Source organism: Pedobacter sp. GR22-10 (genome assembly GCF_026239715.1).
Taxonomy (GTDB): domain Bacteria; phylum Bacteroidota; class Bacteroidia; order Sphingobacteriales; family Sphingobacteriaceae; genus Pedobacter.
The window spans coordinates 209,415-229,196 of the sequence record NZ_JAPIVR010000001.1; the positions used below are offsets into that span (position 1 = coordinate 209,415).

The following is a 19,782-nucleotide window of genomic DNA, read 5'->3' on the forward strand; positions in this document are numbered from 1 at the left end:
GAAAATTGGATGTTTTTAAAAGATGATTATGATCCCTTAAGCTTTCGGTAATGTTTGGATAAAAAATCCGAAATTCTTTTTCCCAATAACAGGTTAGCCAGTTTGCCGAGCGTGCTATAGTTGGAATGCTGAAGCCATGAAGCCGCAAAATGATGAATGCTGTAAGTATTTCCGGTGATATTTATCTTTAGCGTTTTCCAACTTTTCGGGCTGAAATAGTCACTTGGGTAGATGGTGCAATAGTTTGACAAGATTTGTAAAGTATTATCCGTTTTGAGGGATTTTTTTTCTTTCATGAATGCCGTTATACTCTCCGTATTTGGATTAAGATCTAATGCGCCATTCGCCAGGTAAAAACTTCTATTGTGATAATAAGATAATAATTCATTGATCCATTGGCCCTCCTTCATACTTCCCATTATTGCCGAAGACAGTAACAAATTCCCTTCAAATCCGGTAAAGGCAACATCCCGAAGCATGGCGTCATCCAGCGGCCTGAGAAATTCTACATCAGTATCGAGGTAAATCCCACCCACTGTTTTAAGGGCATATAAACGGCAAATATCAGATACGAAGGCAAATTTACGTTCTTGATAGGCTTCCTTTGAATATTGATATAGGTTCACGTCAAAGTTTTCTTCGTTCCAAACCATAATTTCGTATTCCGGAAGATAACGGTTCCAGGAGGCAATGCATTGTAAAACGAGGTCTGGCATTTCTCCTTTTCCAAACCAGCAGTAGTGTATAATTTTTGGTATCATCGTATCACTTTCCTTTTTATTTTTTGATAGCCTTCATATAATTCGGTACGCTCAAACTTGATCAGCAGGGAAATTAGAAAAAGTATGGTGCCAATGATCAAGCCATTGGTTAAAAAGGTAATCCAGGAGTCAATGGTAAACAGATTGAGTTTTTTCCAGCCATATGCAATTAATAACAGCAGCATAAATCCTGCAAGGCCCTTGATCATTTTGATGAAAAAATACCATCGCTTTTCTTCCAGGCAATAGGCTGCATATAATGGGGTAAAGGTAAGGTGACTGAATACACCACTGATCAGTGCTGCAACGGGTATGGCATATACACCCAGATTACTGTATAAACATAGGAGTATTACTAAAACGTAATTTAGTACAGAGATAAAAATTCCCCATATGGAAGCCATTCTTAATTTATTGGTAATAACAAAGACATGATATACCGTTTCTACCGTTCCATGAACGATAAAGGGAATAAGTGTAATAATAGAGAGAATGTGCAGCCCTTTTGCATCCTGCGTGGGTAACCACAGATGAAAAAAATCTTCTCCATAAACAAAAAATACCGCCAGGGGTACTAAAACCACCAGGAATATGGCTTTAAAAGACTGATTTAAGGTATGCTTAAGTTTCTCCATATCGTTTCGGGCATAGGCCTTAAACATTTCCGGTAAAAATATGGGGACGATGATTCCCAGCAGGATATAAATGGCGTTCGGAATAAATTTGGTGAGGGATAAAAAGCCCATGCCTGATGCGCCAAAAAAATGATTGGCAATCAATAAATCCAATTGGGTGTTAATCACATTAGAAAGTGCCATGATGGAATTCCAGATTCCGGCGCCAACAACTACAGACAGTGTACCTTTAGCGAAGAAAGCCCAATCGATAACAATTTCTGGCAGTAGTTTTTTGGTAAGCCTGTAGTTCGCGATGAGGGTGTAAAGCGACAGTATGGCCGTAACTAAACCTAAAAAGTAAATCTTCGGCGTGAAAAAATAAAACAGTAGTATGATGGTACCCAGTTTTATGATGTTAGAAGCAATATTGATATAGGCTAAGCGGTCAAATCTGTTCAGCGCAAAAGCCGTTACAGAAAAAACTGCTGATGATACATTGATAACCAGGCTGATAAACATGAAGATGAAGAGTAACCTTACATCTTCAAATAGTCGGGTAGGAATATCAAGTATATTGCTGATGAAATAGCAGAACAATGCACTCAAAATAATAAAAAAGAACGAAATCAACAGGTTTCCAAATAATATGGAATTGAAATAGGTATTTACCTCCCTGATTTCTTTTTTCTCTAAACTTATAGTGATGTACCGGCTGGACATGGAGTTTAATGCAGTGGTGATAATACCTGCATACATGATAAAGTTATTGGTTAACGGAAAAAAACCATAAGCCTCCTTACCTAAATGCGCTACGATGTATGGCGTTAAAAAGAAAGAGATTCCGATGCCGGAAAGGGCACTAAAAAGATTGGAAACCAGGTTAATTACGAAGCGTCTTCTATCCATAAATAAAGGATGACTAAAGTAGTGGTTTTTTATTTAATTTATACAAGCACTTAAAAGGTTTGCAATAATTCTCTATTTTAGTCCTCAAACGCAAGATTTTAATTTTTTAATCAATTGGAACCACTCGTATCGATAATTGTACCCTGCCATAATTCTGCTAAGTTTATTACGGCAACCTTAAATTCAGTGATTGCCCAGAATTATACCTCATGGGAATTAATTATCATCGATGACAAATCATCAGATGATACCTGCACCATTGTAGAAAAGTTTGCTAATCAGCACAATAACATACAATTGATTCGTTTACCGGAAAACAAAGGTGTTTCACATGCGAGAAACCTTGGGATGGCAAAAGCCGGCGGTAAATATATTGCGTTTCTGGACAGTGATGATATCTGGCTGGAAAATAAGCTAGGCCGCCAGGTGGCTTATATGGAAAAAGAAATGCTCAGCTTAACCTTCTGTGCCTACAATAGAATTAATGAAGATGGCGATATCATTTCAGGGGTAATTCCGGCGCCATTTAGTGTAAGCTACACCCAATTATTGTCGCATAATGTCATCATATTTTCAACTTCCATGATGCTGAAAAGCACTATCGGAGATTTACAATTTTCGAAGGCGGGCCATGAAGACTGGATTTTCTTCCTGCAGTTGCTTAAAAAGTGTAAACTGGGATACGGAATCAATGAACCATTGGCCTTGTATAGAATCAGGAAACATTCCCAGTCATCAAATAAAATGAAGGCCATTGTCAAAACCTGGAAAATTTTTAGGGAAAGTGAAAAACTTGGTCTTGTAAAGTCTGTATATCACTTCAGCAATTATGCTGTGTTAACGGTCTTGAAAAGGCTGAGATAGATTAATTGAAAACTTACTTCTGCAGATCGAATCCTAAATTTTTGCTGTGCTTATGATGGGTATAATTCCATAACAGGCCTTTTAATACCCATTTTGCCAGGTGCGACTGCTGATTAAATAGATATTTAAACACCGCCTTCGGGCAGGCTATTAAAGTATAGTACACAGAAAACAGAACGGTATTCATTAAGCCTGTATTCTTCCTGATAAAGAGCATCCTGTTGCGCGTGTGGAAATAGATTTTTAGCGGGCTGTCTATGCCAACACTTATTGATTCCTTGTGGTAAACATGGGTTTTGCCAGTAAACCAAACTTGTTTGCCAATTGCTTTGAATTTTTCACACCAGTCCAGCTCTTCATAATACAGAAAATAATTTTCCTCCATTAAGCCTGCTCTGAGCAGGTCTTCCTTACGGCACATCATTGCGGCACCATGGCAATACCCGGTTTGATGGCTTTTATTGGCATATTGCCCTTCATTTCGATCCAGTTCGCCAATCGTGGCATTTCTGCCTGTGAGGTGATTTACAGGCGTGAAACCTGCATACTGAATTACATCCTTTCGGTCGTAATACAATAATAACGGCGACAAAAGTCCTATGTTTTTATGTTGTTCAAATTCTGCGCAAAGGGTTTCGATACATCCGGCAGGCAATTCGGTGTCGTTATTTAATAAAAAGATATAATCGCCAATGGCTTGCTTAATTCCTAAATTATTTCCGCCAGCGAAGCCCAGATTCTCCTTCGATTGAATATATTTAATGTTTTCAAAGTAAGGTTGAAAAACATTTTCCTGGTTTTGCTTAGCCCCGTTGTCTACAATGATCACTTCAACATCTTTTCCATCATAATGTTTACCGATTGACTGGAGTAGTGCGATGGTTACGGCTTCCTGGTGAAAATTGACGGTAATGATGGAGGTGGTGGACATGGCGTTTTATTAATATTGATGTTAATCTGCCTGGCAAAAATAATCTAAATGCTTTTGATAATCGATTTCATAGATGCGATCTAACTTTTATTTGCTGAGACTTCATTTATAGCTTGGTAAATTTCTTCGGCATTTTTGGCCCATGTATGGGTATGTGCAAAGTTAATTCGTGCAGTAGCCAAAGTTTCGCTGTGCTCAACCAATGCTTTTTCTGCCAATGTCACGTAATCTTCTTTCGTTTCAGCCAGGTAAACATGCTGTTCAAAAATGCTCATGGCTGCTGTATTGGTGGCGATAGTGGGTTTGCCCATGGCCAGATATTCGTCAATTTTACGAGGATAATTGCCTATGGTAAGCGGGTTTATCGCCTGCGGATTTAAGCAAACATCAAATCCTTTAATGTACGCAGCCAGTGTCTCCGTTTTTTTGCTTCCTAAAAAGTGTACATTGTCTAATTGATGAAGTTCACTTCTTTTAAAATCATCATCCTCTGGTCCAACCAATATGATACTCCAGTCTGGTCGTGTTTTTGCCAGGTGTAAAAGAATGGCTTCATCAAGCCTTAATGATAATATGGCACCGACATACCCCAATCTCGGACCTTTGATTGCAGAAAGATCATCTGGTAAAGAAATAGGATCATCATGTTTGAACAACTTAAAATCACAACCCTGTCCAACATAAAAAGAATTCGGATTGTATTTTTTACAATAGTTGGCCAGGAAAACTGAATTTGCCACGCATAAATCACTTTTTTCAATCAGTTGTGGCTCCATGTATTTTCCATGATACTGCCAATAGGGGGTAGCAATAATATAGTCTCTGGAGTAATAAACACTTATCCCAGGTTTTAAAAATTCCTTTAAATGAAAGCTCCTGAAGATATCATTGTCATTAAACAGAACGAAATTTTCAAAATTCAATCTTTTTGATGCGACATGAATGTCCCGGGCAAATTTCCTGTTATTTAATTTATTTAACCAGCGGAATACCGGCATGATTTTGATCCAGTTAATGGATTCGACTATGACTTTAGGATAATACACCCACAGATTTGGCGATACCTGTTCGAGGCCTTCTTCCTTACCGGCAATAATGCGCAACCTTTTCTTTACCAATTCAACATTTCTTTGTTGCAAGCTCGTCCTTCGGTCTAAAGGTGCATTCACGTACAGTACCCGGTTGTTTTTGCTAAATTCAAGCGCCAGATCTTTGCAATTACTGCCAATTGCGGTGTCCCAGGGTTGCTGACCAACGATAATAATGTCTCTGTTCTTTAAAATCGACATTTTCTTACTTTTTTGTATGTTCTGATGTGTTTAGTCCTCTGATGAAACCCACTATTCCAAACAGGGTGCCTATGATGGCCAGCAATTCTATCGGCATGATTAATGATTATCTTTAACAGGTTTATTGTGATGCGGCGTGACCATAAAAGATTTTTTGGCCTTGCCAATACTAAATAATGCGATCACCATTCCAATCATTGCTCTCGGAATTTGTAAGATAGCCAGATAAAGCCTTTTATCTACATAGAATTTTCTGGGTACGGCGATGAACAAGGTAATGCAAAGACTAAGGAATAATGTGATCCAGAATTCCCTGCCCGGTCCGATAGGATTAAAAAATGATTGTGCAGCCATGATGAATAGCAATGCCAGTAGCAAGATCCTGGGTACTAGAAAAGTTTGAAATGTTTTATTGAAAAACGCTATGTTTCCCTTAAATAACATCAAGATGCCTTCTAAAGCATATTCTTTCAGGAATTCTATTTGAGATGCAATCCATCTTGTTCGCTGATTGGTAAACACCTGTGCATTTTCTACTTTTTCATCATAAACAAATACATCATTTAGGTAAGCCACTTTAACTTTATCACTGGCCATCATAAAATCCAGTTTTTTATCTTCGCCCACTGTTTCTCCAATATAACCTAATTTGCTATGGAAATATGAAAAATCGAAAGCCACTCCCGACCCAATAAGTGTGGCCGATAAACACAAAACAGCGTGACCTTTGCGGTAGATCTGGTTGTTCACCTCTTCATTACAAGCGTCTAGGAAAGCAAAACTGGTATCTACATTTTTAGCTGTTCGGTGTACCTGAATGACTTTGTTCCCCTGTTGAAAGGCATAATTGATGTAATGCAAACAATCTGCTCCCAATACATTATCAACATCCAATACCATTGCAATATCGAAACCCTTATCTTTTAGCTTTTCCATGGCAAAGTGCATAGCTTTCCCTTTGGTGCTTTTTTCAAAAAAAACTTCGATAACATTTGCACCCATTTCTTTCAAAATGGCAATGGTTTGGGGCTGTAAGCCGTCTGCAATAACGACAACTTCAAAGTCTCCGTTATAATGATGGTTTAATGCAGATTTTACACTTTCGATAATAACACTATTTTCCCTGTAGGTAGGAAAAAGCAAGGCAATCTTTTTATAAGTGATGGCATGTTTTTGTGATTTAGGTAAATTAAAAAGGCCGGCGATCGCAAAAAAAGCCAGATACAAGCAATTGATAAGCAGGTAAATGCCTAAAATCCAAAGTGCTATGTGTAAGAGATTAATGATGATTATTTCCATCAGGTTCAGTTTGGTTTAACTTTTTATCAAGCCATGGTGCAATATATACAAAAGACCATGACATGAACATGATTACAGATGATGGCATTCCATTCATCACTTCATTGCCGTAACTACAGATAAAACAGGCTACTGTTCCGGCCGTAAGGGCAATCATCTTTGCCTTTAACCCCGGGTCTTGAATTTTCCAAACAATGCCGCTGCATTTCCCAATAATATAGGAGGTAATGGCAAACCAGAAGATGAGGCCAACAACGCCATACATTACCCATACCTTTACCCAGTAGCTGTCTGGTGGTATATTGGCAATGACTTTATCGGAGTTGTAGGTTATTCCATTCATCCCGCTCATTCCTAAACCTGCGCCAAAAGGCAAGTCTTTTAATATGGATTTTAGCTTTTTCTGGTTATCCAGCCGTACTTTGAAAGAGGCATCTTCCGGATTTAATGCGCTGCGTAAACGACTGATCTGAAATATATTTTCGCCAATGGTTGTGTATTTTAAGATAAAAAATCCGCTTCCACATAACAAGATACCTACAAATAATACCTTAAAATTTTTACTTAGAAATAAGGCGCTTGCTACGCCGGCTGCCAGCGCGAATAGTGCACCCCTGGTACCTGAAATGGCCATGCCATATAGAAATACAAAGGTGAATAATGCGATAATTATTTTTTTTCCAAAGCTAAACGGGCCAATAAGGAGTGCCAGCGAGATCACAGCCATAATGGCCTGCGAGGCACCAAATTGCCCCGCATCCGAGTAAATGGAAAATACCCGGAGCTTACCTTTTATAATATGCGTCATCTCGTTACCCATGCCCATCCATTGCTGTTCGCCGCTGGTGAGGCCAAAATAAAGTTGTTTTACACCATATAAACAGGCGAGAAAAGAAAATAAGAAAATGAATATAATAAACTTATTTAAGTCTGACCGGCTATTAAATATTAAAAATACCAGTGGTGAAATGAGCAACCAGTTTAAAGCCACAAACCTTAATTCATTGAACCAGGCAACAATGCTTCCACCGTAGGGATTTAATATTTGAAGGAAACTGATGCCAAACCAAATTAATGATAATATTACGTGTTCATTTTTTATGTTTTGCCAGTTGAATTTATCCATATTGATCAGGATACTACACCAGGTGAGCAGCAATAGCGCTTCTAAAGCAAGTCCGACCGGAACCTGTAAAAAGGATTTAACCAGAAATCCCAGACAAAAGCAATAGGCAAAATAGGCCCAAAAGGCAAGGCGTGGATTTTTGACAGCATACACCAGAAAAGTACCTGAGGCCGCAATGGCTATTGCACACAGGGGACCAAGCAATCCAAATTTGCTGATGGAACCAGCAACTAATATGGAAAGGCACATGGCGATAATAAAAAAAATAATCTTTTTTTTATTATCCGTGATATAGGTGTTCAGTTTATCAAGCATTAGCCTGCTGATTAAGCTTTAACGCCGCTGATGATCCATCCTGCAAACTTTTTGTCCGTATTCAGTTGTGTAACCTTTTCCTTTTCATGGTTGGCAATGGAGTCGCCTGCCATAAATAAAGCGATGTATTGATCTGTAAAGAAGATCCACTCTTTAATGGCCGACAAACTGTTTACCGGATCTAAATACACCAGGATTAAATCAAACTGTGCATTAAATGTATTGAATATTTGCTGGATGCCTTCCTGATTTCCCTTTTCCAGTAGCGACTTACCTCCTAAATCATTGCTTAAAAAAGTAATGGACTGATCAGCTACAATGGTTGCTCCTGATAAAATATTGCCGATAGATTGGTTGGTCGGAATTTTCAATGTTTCCAGTTCCACGGCTATTTCAGCATGACCAATGATTAAAATCTTTTTGCCCAATGAAGCAAAAGCATAAGTTAAGCCAACAAGTGTAAAAATTGGAGATCTGGCAGATTTCAGACTTGTAATTCCCAAAACTTTCTGGTTTTCTGTGGCAAGCAAACGGTCAATTTCAAAACGGAGTGCACGCATTTGGTCCTTAAACAAGGAAATTTCTTGGTCTGTATGTTCCTCCTCCCAGATTTTGGTGATATCCCTGTTTCTAGGTTTGATGAAATTTAACTCACCTATTACCTTGCTATTGGTAGCTGCTTTTAGTTCCTGCGCATTGTTAATAGAATGATCTAAAAAGTAAATGATAAATAGCAGGAAAAAACAGATAGCGAAGCTGGCGATAACACTTAATGCCATGTAAATCGGTTTTTTTGACGATTCCGCAACGGTAGGCACACCTTCCTGTACGAGCTGCAAGCGCAGACCAATATTTTTATCCAGGCTGGTTTGGTTGTAGCGGCTTAGTATTTCCAGGTATTCTTTAGTTGCTACATCGGCATTGCGTTCATAATCCTGAACGCCTGCATCAAAGGGAACCATTCCGGTGAATTTTGCATTTAACTTGTCTAACTCCCTGTCGATATCTTTAATACCCGCCGTCGTTTTTTCTAAATCGATTCCTATAGCTATGCGTCTTTGAACTAAAGTTTGTTTGGCAATGAGCGGATCGCTTACGTAACGGTCATTTGACTTTAATAACTTTGCGCTCAACAGCAGTTGCAATGAATCAACTTTCTTTTTATCAAGGGCTTTATAGCCACCATCCAGGTATATATTCTCTGCAGTTTCGATTTTGTTTTTTAAATTGATGATATCCTGATTATCAGCCACTACTTCAGCTCCAAGATATTTATCTGTATTCCGGCCATCTAACTTATCGTTTACATTTTTTAGGGCGGCCAGGGCAGCTTGCCTGTCAATTAAGGCCTGACTTTTTTTATTCTCGTTATCAGTAATTTGCTGATAAATGATTTGTGATTGCTTATCCAGATTTAATACGCCGTTTTTAATTTTATAATCTTTCAACTGGCGTATGCGGTCGTTCATCACAGTTTCTTTTTTCTTCAGGAGCGAATCCAACACCAGTATGGATGTGTTTTTATTGCTGATCTGATCTAAACTATAATTATTGATAAAATCATTGGCGAGGGTATTCACCACAAAAACAGAAAGCAAGGTATTCTGAGAAATAAATTCTACGGATATAAAATCACTGTTCTGTTCATGCGTAATATTCAGCTTTTTATTCAGCTGTACCGTACCATAGCCCATAGATTCAACAAGGTTGAACAACATTAACCTGCCATTATCAAGGGGGGTTAGTACCTCTCTTTTCATCAAGCGGCTCTCGAACAAATTAATAGCCTCTTGTCTTTGGGCAGCATTCAGATTTTTGAGGTCGTTACTTAGCGGCTTAAAAGGTGCCTGTGGGTTTTTGAGGTCGTGCAATATTAATCTGTAAGACAGCAGACTCATATTTTTCGGCATCCGCATCACATCGATAATGGTGGTAAACTGTTGGTTCAGTTTTATAATGATATCAGGACCCGAATAACCTTGTACTTCCGATGCCACCTGCCGGGATGGATCTAGTAAACCAGTAGAAATCTGTGCCACAGATTTATATTCTTTCGGTAGATTCCTCACAAAGAGAAACGTGATGATGAGTGTCAGTACAGGGATTGAAATGATCAGCCACCTGTACTTACGTGTAAGATTTAAAAATTCTTGAATGTTCATACTTCTTTATTTCACGTCCTCTAATGCCTCACCAATCAATGCTTCGAGTGAATCTTTAGCTTTGAGCAGATTAAGTTCTGCCAGCAAGCGTTCAGAATTGGCATATGATGTTATCGTTTTCGCCTTGGTATAATCATCCAGACTGGTTTCGCCTTTCTCAAATTTATATCGAAGTGCGTCACTGGCCGCTTTATTATCGGTGTAGGTTTGCGCCTTAACTTTCAGATCTGCAGCTTCACGCAAATATTCGTAATAGGTTTTCTTCACTTCTGAGGCCAGTAATATGTCGTACTCCTGTGCCTGGTAAATCTTTTCATTATGTTCTTCTTTCGCCTGCCTTACATAAGCAGGAGTTCTGAATAAAATACCTACGTTAAAAAAAATACCAAGCTGCAAGCCGTTTAATGTATAGTTATTGGTCGTGTTAATTTTTGAAGCATTGGTTGGACTATAATTATAAGAAGCTGTAAAAGCATCAAAATAAGTAGCCCTTGCTACGCCAACTTTAGCCTTTGCGCTCAACTCACTGGCCTTATACATTTTCCTTTTAGGGTAGTTTTGCTTGGCCAAATCAACATACTTTTCCAGAAGCATGTAGTTAATATTTCCAATAAAGCTCTCCTGGGCATAGGTATTTATAGAAAATAGAATAATAATAATGAATAGAAAAATTTTGGCCATTGGTTTGGTAATCTACCGTTTTGTTTGGGGATTTAAGTTATTGAGATAAATCAAATGTCAAAATTAGTGAATTAGTATATTCTTTTCTGTAAACTAAATCCTTTTTTTTCATCAAGTTGTAAGCTTTTAAATACCTGAGTAGAATTAATTTCATAACCGTGGTGATCCAGATGCTGCTACATCACCTGCTATTTTTTTATTTTTTAATGAAAAAGTGTTTCTATTGTTTATTAAATAGGATTTTTATGCAGTGAATAAATCCTGATGTACGGTGTTTCAGATATGATTAAGCGCTTATTACTAATGGCTTTTTAATTGTTTTGGAAACTGATCAGTGGGAAGATCGTGCAAAAATTTACTGTTTTTTACTGAGTTTATGTTCAAAATGGTTGACCTGTCTGCTTTCTCTTCTTAAAATCGCGCTGTTTTTCATATCAGTTGTAACCTGTTAACTACTTTCAGAATGAACATGAAGAGATCAGATAATCCTCAAAAACAGCTGGTATAAAAAAGAGGCTGATCATTTTATCAATGATGCAACCTCCTTTGTAAAATGGTTGAAAATATTTTCTAATTATTATCCCACCAAAGGCGATCGGTAATTTTCGCTTTTTGCTGCGGTTGAGGATTAGAGATCATTTCTGAATTTGGATATAAAACCCTTCTCGGAATTTCTGATAATGCATTTTTTACTTTGTTTAAAACCGGAAACCCGGTGCGGCGCCAGTCGGTGTAGTTTTCCGGGTTCAGGAAGTTAGACACCGATTTTTCCTCCATAATTAATTGTATGGCATTAGTTGCACGAAGTGGCCCCCTTGCAGCAAGGTAATTATTAATGTCGGTTGTACTTACTCCTAATTTTTCCATATGGCGTTGAACACCTTCGGCATAAAATGGCTGTGCAGCATCAGCACCGGAAATAATAAAAGTAGCCTCAGCTTTTAAGAAAGCAGCTTCAGTGTAATTAACGAGGTAGTTATTTGCACTGGCACCTGCATAAAAATCTGCCGGAATAGAATAGGATTCCAGGCTACCGATTTCTTCCAGTCCAATCTGCCTGCCGGTATACAAACCTGTTTCAGTAGCTGGTTTCACCATCTTACTGAGTCTGGGATCATTTCTTAATTTCAGCTGATCCACAAAAGTATTTGCCAGCACGAATGTACTGCCGGGTAAAAAGTTCTGTTGCCATGGGTTTTCAGCTCCTGCAGAACCGCTAAATGAGATTTTAAAATCATCATCATTATTTTGCATGCCATTGCTTAGTGCTGTTAAGGCCAGTTGTGCCTGTGCTGCTGCAGAAGTACCTGGTGCCTTGGTCAGATGCATGTAGAAGCGTGCTTTTAGGGTATAGGCAAGCATTTTCCATTTCGCCATGTTACCAAGATAGATAAGATCGTCTGCACCAGGTGTTAAACCCGTCTTTTTATCAATATCTGCAATGCTTTCATCCAGTAAGCGCTGCAATTGTATGTAAATCTGCTGTTGCGAGTCATACACAGGCGTAAGCATTTCTTTTCCCTTAAAAGCCTGGCTGTAAGGGATATCGCCAAAAGCATCTGTGGCATAACCCAAAGTATAAGCACTGAGTATTTTCGAAATCGCGGCATAATTTAAATTGCCATTGGTTGTCGCTTTTATACTCAGCAAGTTCAGGTTATTTAATGTGCGCACGTAGATGCTATTCCAATCACCATCCATATCTATGTGATACATTTGATACGTGCCGAAATTGGGTGCTACCTGGTTCAGGGCCATTACCTGCAGGTACTGCTGAAGAATCACACTCAGGTTTCCATCCCCTGAAGCATTTATATTTTGCGAGATGAGCATTTGAATAGGCGGAAGCATCAACGATTCCTTCACATCTATCGGTCTGTTAGGATCATTGTTCACATCTATATATTTTTTGCAGCCGGCAAAAGCTGTGATCAGTGTAAAACTTAAAATATAATATATCTTTTTCATGTTGATTATTGCTATGTGGTGCTTACAATGTTAACTTCAGACTAAAATCTACAGATCTTGAGGTAGGAATAGAGAAGGAATAAATTCCCTGTGAACCATTGGAAGAGCCAAATGAACTTACTTCAGGGTCCCCACCAGTAAAGTGTGGTGCGTAAATCCATAAATTTCTACCCGTAACCTGGATTCCTAGTGTTTTGAAAGGCGTTTTTTGCAGCCATGTTGGTTTTAAGTTATAGCCGAAACTTACATTTCTCAATTTTACGTAAGTACCATCCTGAATAACGGATTCAAGTATACTGTTGATACGCTGGTAATAAGCCTGACCTGAAACTGAAACCGTATTGGGTAATCCGGTAGTGGCATTAACGCCTTCTACTACTCGGTTTTCCCGGTTTTCGGTTACTTTTGGGGTACCATAAAAATAGCCATAGCCATCAACATTGTTCTGGATATCGCCACCTTTTTTCATATCAAAAGAGAAACTTAAGGTAAACTGCTTGTATTTGAAGTTATTGATAATGCCGCCCATCCAATCCGGATTGATGTTTCCGATAATGCCCTGTTCATCTGCGGCGAATGGCAATCCATCATCACCAATAGATAATTTACCCTCACTGTTTCTGGCATAACGGGTTCCATAAATGACGCCATAAGGTTGATTGGCCAAAATAAAAGTAAAGCCATTACCAATCTGGTTAAGGTTATTGTAAATAGACAATACTTTATTTCTGATTCTGCTATAATTCAGTGTCAAATCCCAGCTAAAGTTTTCTGTTTTAATGGGTTTAGCATTTAAAAGTACTTCGATACCTCTGTTGCGCATGGATGCAGTATTTACACTGGTAGAATTAAATCCGGTTGAAGGTGCAAGTGCTACATTGGGAATAATTCCGTTTACGGTCTTTTTATCGAAATATGTGACTTCCAAACCTATACGGTTTTTAAAGAAACCCGTTTCCAGGCCTACCTCAAATTCATTAATCCGCTCATTTTTTAAGTTGGGATCACTTAATACCGTACTGATCAGAAAGCCGGATTGACCTTGATATGGAAAGGCGATGTTTCTTACTGTTTGTGATTCATAAGGTGTAAGCAGGCTGTATGGGCCAATACTGGCATTTCCAACGGTACTATATGATACCCTTAACTTTCCGAAGCTCATGATATCAGAAACTTCTTTTGAAAAGAAGTTAGAGAAAATAAAACTTGTAGCAGCAGAGCCATAAGGATAAAAGCTATTGTTTCTGGCCAGTACGGAAGTTCCGTCATATCGTCCGGTGAGGGAGAGGATCAGGAATTTTTTATAGTCGATATTAGATTGCAGGTAAAACCCTATTTTTCTGCTTAAGTAGCTGGTTTCCGTAAATTTAACCGTAGAAGTAGATCCTATGTTATCAAATCCCGGAACGGTAATCCCAAGCCCGTTGGCATATGCATTTTCAGAATAGGTAGAGATGATGTTATTACCTAAGATGGCATCAATGTTAAAATCACCAAAGCTTTGATTGGCTCCGATAATTAAGTCGTTGTTGTATTGCCTGAAATTGGTGTTACTATTTACGATCCGACCATTAGGATTAGATACGGAGAGTGAAGATTCATGATACTTTCCTTGTTCGGTGTATACATCAGCACCAAAGCGTTCTGTTACAGTTAACCAGCTCAGGGGCTTATAACTGGCATTAAAAGTGGGTAAAAACCGGTTAACTACTGATGTGTTGCTGATATTATCCAATACCCAGTACGGATTGTTTCTTGAGAAACGGTAAAGTCTTTGTGTTCCGTCTGGATTAAGGGCAGGTTGAAGATTGTAAGAAACCGGTGCCGTAAAGATTGTCCACACCGGACTCTCTAAAGCATAACCTTCAGGTAACCTGTTGTTTTTAGTGTTGGCATAATTAAGGGAGAAGGTAACGTCAAGATTTTTAAGTATTTGCGTGCTGAATTTTCCAAAAACCGTGTTTCTGTCAAAGGAGGTTTGTGGTACCGTACCATCTTGCGAAAGATTGGTATAGGATAGGAAATAAGTACCTGAAGCACCACCACCATTTATACCAATGGTATTGGTATAGGTTTTACCGGTTTTAAAGAATAAATCTGATTGATCGTAAACCGTTGCTGGTTGTCCGTTTATTTTTAGGGTGTCCATTCTTGCTCCCCAGGAAGTACTTGTTTTTTGGTTTACGCCATCAAAATATACACCGTTTGATCCTAATGAGTATTTATTCTGAATCTCCGGCAGTAGAGGGGTTTCTAAAGACAGGGAAGATGAAAAACTCAATGTTGGTTTCTTGTTTTGCATTCCGGTTTTAGTGGTGATGATAATTACTCCCTTTGCACCATCAGAACCATAAAGGGCCGTTGCTGCTCCTCCTTTTAAAACGTTGATACTTTCAATAATATTAGGGTCCAAATCTGCTATTCTATTCGTTCCCGGGCCAGAATTCAGGTTTCCGGTTTCATCGTTATTGACCGGAATTCCATCAATTACCATCAAAGCTTCATTATTTCCATAAAGGGAATTGGCACCCCTGATTACTATTCTGGATGAACTGCCCGGCGAACCTGATGAACTGGTGATCTGTACACCTGAAACTTTACCCGCCAGTGCATTTACCAGATTGGGCTCTTTGGTTTGAGTTAACTGTTCACCTTTTACCTCCTGCGAACTGTAGGTAAGGTTGCGTTTTTCACGCTTAACGCCTAATGCGGTAACCACTACTTCGCTCAGGTTCTGCTGATCTTCCTGAAGCACAATAGACACTGCAGGCTGCCCGTTGAACGCAAATTCCCGGGTCTGGTAGCCTATTCCGCTGATGACCAGTACAGAAGGATTTGCGCCGCTGATGGAAAATTTCCCTTGAGCATCTGTAGATACGCCCTGGGATGTACCTTTTACCTTTACTGAAATGCCAGGTATGGGCATTCCATCTTTAGTCGTAATTTTACCACTAATGAGAGATGTTTGGGCTTGCAGCTGTATAAAACAGAGCATGACTACTGCCAGAAAAGCAGTTTTGAGTTTAGTTATCATGTGGTTTGGTTGTTAGTCTGCCCAAATTTAGGCGACTTGCAAACCAGATCATTAGAGGATTTTATCAGGTATTAACCATAATTTAACAAAAATATTACGCAAATGTTAAATGCATTGGAGGGAAGTATGAAATGCTGACAATGATGAACTTAAGGTATAATTTTATATTTTTTGAGCATAACCCGAATGAAGTTTACACTTTAAACATGATAATACGATAGGTTATTTTAGTTGCATGAAAAATGAAAACGATATTTTAATGAAGGAGTAGAAAATAAAAATACTTCCAATTTTTTTAAAGCATCCAATTGGTATATCCATAATATTAAAGAATTATTAAATCATCATGATTGATGATCAGTATCATTTCGTTTAAAGGCTCATAGCGATTATTTAAGCCACATTATAAATGAATTAACAGGTGCACAGTTGGCTTTTTAAAAAATAAAAATGCACCTTTGCGAACCGCTAGCAGAGGTTTTGGCATGTATTAAATTAAATAGTTGTTTATGGAAGAAATGGTTGTAGAAGAGGTTCAGGAACTACTTGAAAAACAAGATGATATTGCCTTAAAGAAATATCTCGACGGACTGAATATCTCTGATGTAGAAGAATTGATTGATGAACTTCCACAATGTGCAGCCAAATTCATCGAAACCATTTCCCTCAACAGGGCTGTAAACGTATTTCGTATTCTGGATTTTCCTACGCAGGAGCGGATCATTAAAAAGCTTTCAGGTAATAAGTTAAATCAAATTATAAAGGATTTACCACCTGATGATCGTACCGCGCTTTTTGGTGAAATGAAAGGCGATGTGGTAAAGAAAATGATTTCTCTTTTACCTTCGGAAGAACGTAAGGAATCACTGGCACTTTTAGGTTATAACGAATATAGTATCGGACGTTTAATGACGCCCGATTATATTGCTGTAAAGCCAGAATGGTCTGTAGCAAGAGTGCTGTCCCATATCCGTCGTTATGGAAAAAACTCTGAAACGATTGATGTGGTTTATGTGATCGATAAAGATGGCGTATTGCTGGATGATATCAGGATTCGGGAAGTTTTGTTGGCCGATCCGGATTCTATCATCGGAGAATTAACAGACAAACGATTTATCGCTTTAAAGGCAAATGATCCGCAGGAAGATGCGATCAATATTTTCAGGATGAATAACCGGGTAGCTTTACCTGTTGTAGATGAAAACAATATTCTGCTGGGGATTGTGACAGTAGATGATATCCTCTGGATTGCCAATGAAGAATATACAGAAGACATGCATAAAATCGGGGGTACAGAAGCTTTAGATGAGCCCTACCTGGATATTCCGATTTTAAAATTGGTAAAGAAACGTGCAGGCTGGTTAATTGTACTCTTTTTAGGGGAAATGTTAACGGCAACAGCCATGCAGCACTTCGAAATTGAACTCGAAAAGGCTGTGGTACTTTCCCTGTTTATTCCTTTAATTATGAGTAGTGGTGGTAACAGTGGCTCGCAGGCTTCAACCCTGATTATTCAGGCGATGGCACTTGGTGAAGTTACCATTGCAGAATGGTGGCGCGTAATGCGTCGCGAATTGGTGTCTGGCTCAATGCTGGGGATTATATTGGGGACCATTGGCTTTGTGCGCATTGTGATCTGGCAGGAACTGCATCTGTATGATTATGGACCTCACTTTTTCCTGATCGCCACCACCATATTTTTTACGCTGGTAGGCATTGTATTATGGGGAAGTTTAATCGGCTCTATGATGCCCATTATCCTCAAAAAGCTGAAGCTCGATCCGGCAACTTCATCAGCACCATTTGTGGCCACAATGGTGGATGTGACCGGCATTGTCATTTACTTTAGCGTAGCCGTATTGATTTTAAAAGGAGTTTTATTATAAAATAAATGATGGAAAAGAAAATAACCACACTTTTTACAGACATTGGCGGCGTGTTGCTTACCAATGGTTGGGACAGGCACGCCAGGGGAGAAGCCTCTGTACTTTTTGATCTGGATTCGGTTGATTTAGAAGAACGCCACCATTTAACCTTCGACACTTACGAAGTTGGAAAATTAACCCTCGATGAATATCTTGAGCGGATCGTCTTCTTCAAGCCTCGTCAGTTTACCTACGATGATTTTAAAGAATTTATGTTCAAAAAATCATTGCCTTACCCGGAAATGATTCAATTAATCTGTGATTTGAAAAAGAAGTATCAGCTTAAGGTAGCGGTTATCAGTAATGAAGGCAGGGAACTTAACCAGTACAGGATCAATACTTTTAAACTGAATGAATTTGTAGATTTCTTTGTCTCATCCAGTTTTGTACACTTCCGCAAACCTGATGCAGATATTTTCAAAGTTGCGATAGATATTTCACAAAGCGATGTAGCCACCAGTTTATATATTGATGACCGGATGCTTTTTGTGCAAGTAGCTGAAGGTTTGGGATTGCAAGGGATCTACCACACCAGTTATGAAGATACCAAGGCGCAGCTTGCGGCTTATGGATTGGAGGTTTAAAACAGTATTTGAACTGTTAATATTGTGAATATTTAAACATTAGAGTTACTAACTTTCCCAGTCGGTTGACAGTAAAAGTTAGTAACTCTTGATTATTAAACATTAAACCTGAAGTGCATAATGTCTCCATCTTCTACCACGTAAGTTTTGCCTTCAACACCCAGTTTACCAGCATCTTTACAGGCATTTTCCGAACCTAAAGTGACGAAATCGTTGTATTTGATTACTTCTGCACGGATAAAGCCCTTTTCGAAATCAGTATGGATTACACCGGCTGCCTGAGGAGCAGTAAAACCTTTGGTAATGGTCCATGCACGTACTTCCTGAACCCCGGCAGTGAAATAAGTATAAAGGTTTAATAATTTATAGGCCGCACGGATCAATTTATTTACACCAGACTCATCCAGACCTAAATCAGCTAAAAATTCCTGACGCTCTTCATAGCTTTCTAATTCTGCTATTTCAGATTCTATTTTAGCAGAAATAACCAGCACCTCTGCACGTTCATCAGCGACGCTTGCTTTTACCAGATCAACATATTTGTTGCCGCTTACGACAGAAACCTCATCCACATTACACACGTACATTACAGGTTTTTGGGTTAATAAACCCAAATCTTCGATGAAATCGAAATCTTCTTGCGCAAGAGGAGCAGTACGGATAGATTTGCCATTTTCTAAGTGTGTTTTTACAACCGATAATATTTCATAAGTGCGTTTGGCATCTTTATCACCACCGGTTTTAGCCATTTTTTCTACCTTCTGGATGCGCTTATCAACCGTATCCAAATCCTTTAGCTGTAATTCTGTATCGATAATTTCTTTATCACGGATCGGATCAACAGAGCCATCAACATGGATCACATTACCATCATCAAAACACCGTAAAACATGAATGATCGCATTTGTAGCCCGTATGTTGCCTAAAAACTGGTTACCTAAACCCTCACCTTTTGATGCGCCCTTAACTAAACCTGCAATATCTACAATTTCAATAGTATTAGGCTGTACTTTGTTAGGCTTAACGAGCTCAGCCAGTTTGGTTAGTCTGTCATCCGGTACCGTAATTACACCAACATTAGGCTCTATAGTACAAAAAGGGAAGTTTGCAGCTTGCGCCTTTGCATTGGATAAACAGTTAAAAAGCGTTGATTTACCTACGTTTGGTAGACCAACTATACCACATTGTAATGCCATTTATATTTTTTAATTTACGATTTACGATTTACGATTTACGATTTACGATTTACGATTTCACCTTTCACCTTTCACCTTTCACCTTTCACCTTTCACCTTTCACCTTTCACCTTTCACCTTTCAC

14 protein-coding genes are annotated in these 19,782 nt (G+C 38.7%); 3 read left to right on the top strand and 11 right to left on the bottom strand.

What is annotated here, in order from left to right; all coding sequences use genetic code 11:
• Positions 1-26 precede the first annotated feature (26 nt).
• Both OQX64_RS00885 and OQX64_RS00890 read right to left on the bottom strand, forming a co-directional pair.
• The gene (locus OQX64_RS00885) at positions 27-761 is read right to left on the bottom strand and encodes a glycosyltransferase family 32 protein (protein WP_265817118.1); all 735 of its coding nucleotides are present in this window, start codon (positions 759-761) and stop codon (positions 27-29) included.
• A complete protein-coding gene (locus OQX64_RS00890) occupies positions 758-2,284 on the bottom strand; it encodes a lipopolysaccharide biosynthesis protein (RefSeq protein ID WP_265817119.1) in 1,527 nt (508 codons plus the stop codon). Before OQX64_RS00890 ends, OQX64_RS00885 begins: the two co-directional genes overlap by 4 nt.
• A 114-nt stretch (positions 2,285-2,398) precedes the next feature.
• Between OQX64_RS00890 and OQX64_RS00895 the strand changes: the two genes are divergently transcribed.
• Positions 2,399-3,148 (top strand): glycosyltransferase family 2 protein, encoded by a 750-nt coding sequence (locus OQX64_RS00895; protein ID WP_265817120.1) that lies wholly within the window; start codon positions 2,399-2,401, stop codon positions 3,146-3,148.
• A gap of 13 nt (positions 3,149-3,161) precedes the next feature.
• Here OQX64_RS00895 and OQX64_RS00900 read toward each other — a convergent pair whose 3' ends face one another.
• The 8 genes from OQX64_RS00900 to OQX64_RS00935 form a co-directional block, all read right to left on the bottom strand.
• A complete protein-coding gene (locus tag OQX64_RS00900) occupies positions 3,162-4,079 on the bottom strand; it encodes a glycosyltransferase family 2 protein (protein WP_265817122.1) in 918 nt (305 codons plus the stop codon).
• Positions 4,080-4,159: 80 nt separating this feature from the next.
• The gene (locus tag OQX64_RS00905) at positions 4,160-5,368 is read right to left on the bottom strand and encodes a glycosyltransferase (RefSeq protein ID WP_265817123.1); all 1,209 of its coding nucleotides are present in this window, start codon (positions 5,366-5,368) and stop codon (positions 4,160-4,162) included.
• 99 nt (positions 5,369-5,467) lie between these two features.
• Complete coding sequence (locus OQX64_RS00910; protein ID WP_265817124.1) at positions 5,468-6,667, bottom strand: glycosyltransferase; 1,200 nt, start codon at positions 6,665-6,667, stop codon at positions 5,468-5,470.
• A complete protein-coding gene (locus tag OQX64_RS00915) occupies positions 6,648-8,108 on the bottom strand; it encodes an O-antigen ligase family protein (RefSeq protein WP_088300834.1) in 1,461 nt (486 codons plus the stop codon). The genes OQX64_RS00910 and OQX64_RS00915 overlap by 20 nt, the downstream gene beginning before the upstream one ends.
• A gap of 11 nt (positions 8,109-8,119) precedes the next feature.
• Positions 8,120-10,270, bottom strand: coding sequence for an exopolysaccharide transport family protein (locus OQX64_RS00920; RefSeq protein WP_265817126.1), 2,151 nt, complete (start codon positions 10,268-10,270; stop codon positions 8,120-8,122).
• A gap of 6 nt (positions 10,271-10,276) precedes the next feature.
• Complete coding sequence (locus OQX64_RS00925) at positions 10,277-10,951, bottom strand: TolC family protein (protein ID WP_265817127.1); 675 nt, start codon at positions 10,949-10,951, stop codon at positions 10,277-10,279.
• 570 nt (positions 10,952-11,521) lie between these two features.
• The gene (locus OQX64_RS00930; RefSeq protein ID WP_265817128.1) at positions 11,522-12,919 is read right to left on the bottom strand and encodes a SusD/RagB family nutrient-binding outer membrane lipoprotein; all 1,398 of its coding nucleotides are present in this window, start codon (positions 12,917-12,919) and stop codon (positions 11,522-11,524) included.
• A 22-nt stretch (positions 12,920-12,941) separates the two neighbouring features.
• The gene (locus OQX64_RS00935; protein ID WP_265817129.1) at positions 12,942-15,953 is read right to left on the bottom strand and encodes a SusC/RagA family TonB-linked outer membrane protein; all 3,012 of its coding nucleotides are present in this window, start codon (positions 15,951-15,953) and stop codon (positions 12,942-12,944) included.
• A gap of 509 nt (positions 15,954-16,462) precedes the next feature.
• On the opposite strand from OQX64_RS00935, the gene mgtE reads away from it, so the two are divergent.
• Both mgtE and OQX64_RS00945 read left to right on the top strand, forming a co-directional pair.
• The gene (mgtE, locus tag OQX64_RS00940) at positions 16,463-17,839 is read left to right on the top strand and encodes a magnesium transporter (RefSeq protein WP_088300829.1); all 1,377 of its coding nucleotides are present in this window, start codon (positions 16,463-16,465) and stop codon (positions 17,837-17,839) included.
• 5 nt (positions 17,840-17,844) lie between these two features.
• Positions 17,845-18,462, top strand: coding sequence for an HAD hydrolase-like protein (locus OQX64_RS00945; protein ID WP_265817132.1), 618 nt, complete (start codon positions 17,845-17,847; stop codon positions 18,460-18,462).
• A gap of 95 nt (positions 18,463-18,557) precedes the next feature.
• On the opposite strand, the gene ychF is transcribed toward OQX64_RS00945, so the two are convergent.
• On the bottom strand, positions 18,558-19,658 hold the full coding sequence (gene ychF, locus OQX64_RS00950) for a redox-regulated ATPase YchF (RefSeq protein ID WP_265817133.1): 1,101 nt from the start codon (positions 19,656-19,658) through the stop codon (positions 18,558-18,560).
• Positions 19,659-19,782: the final 124 nt, after the last annotated feature.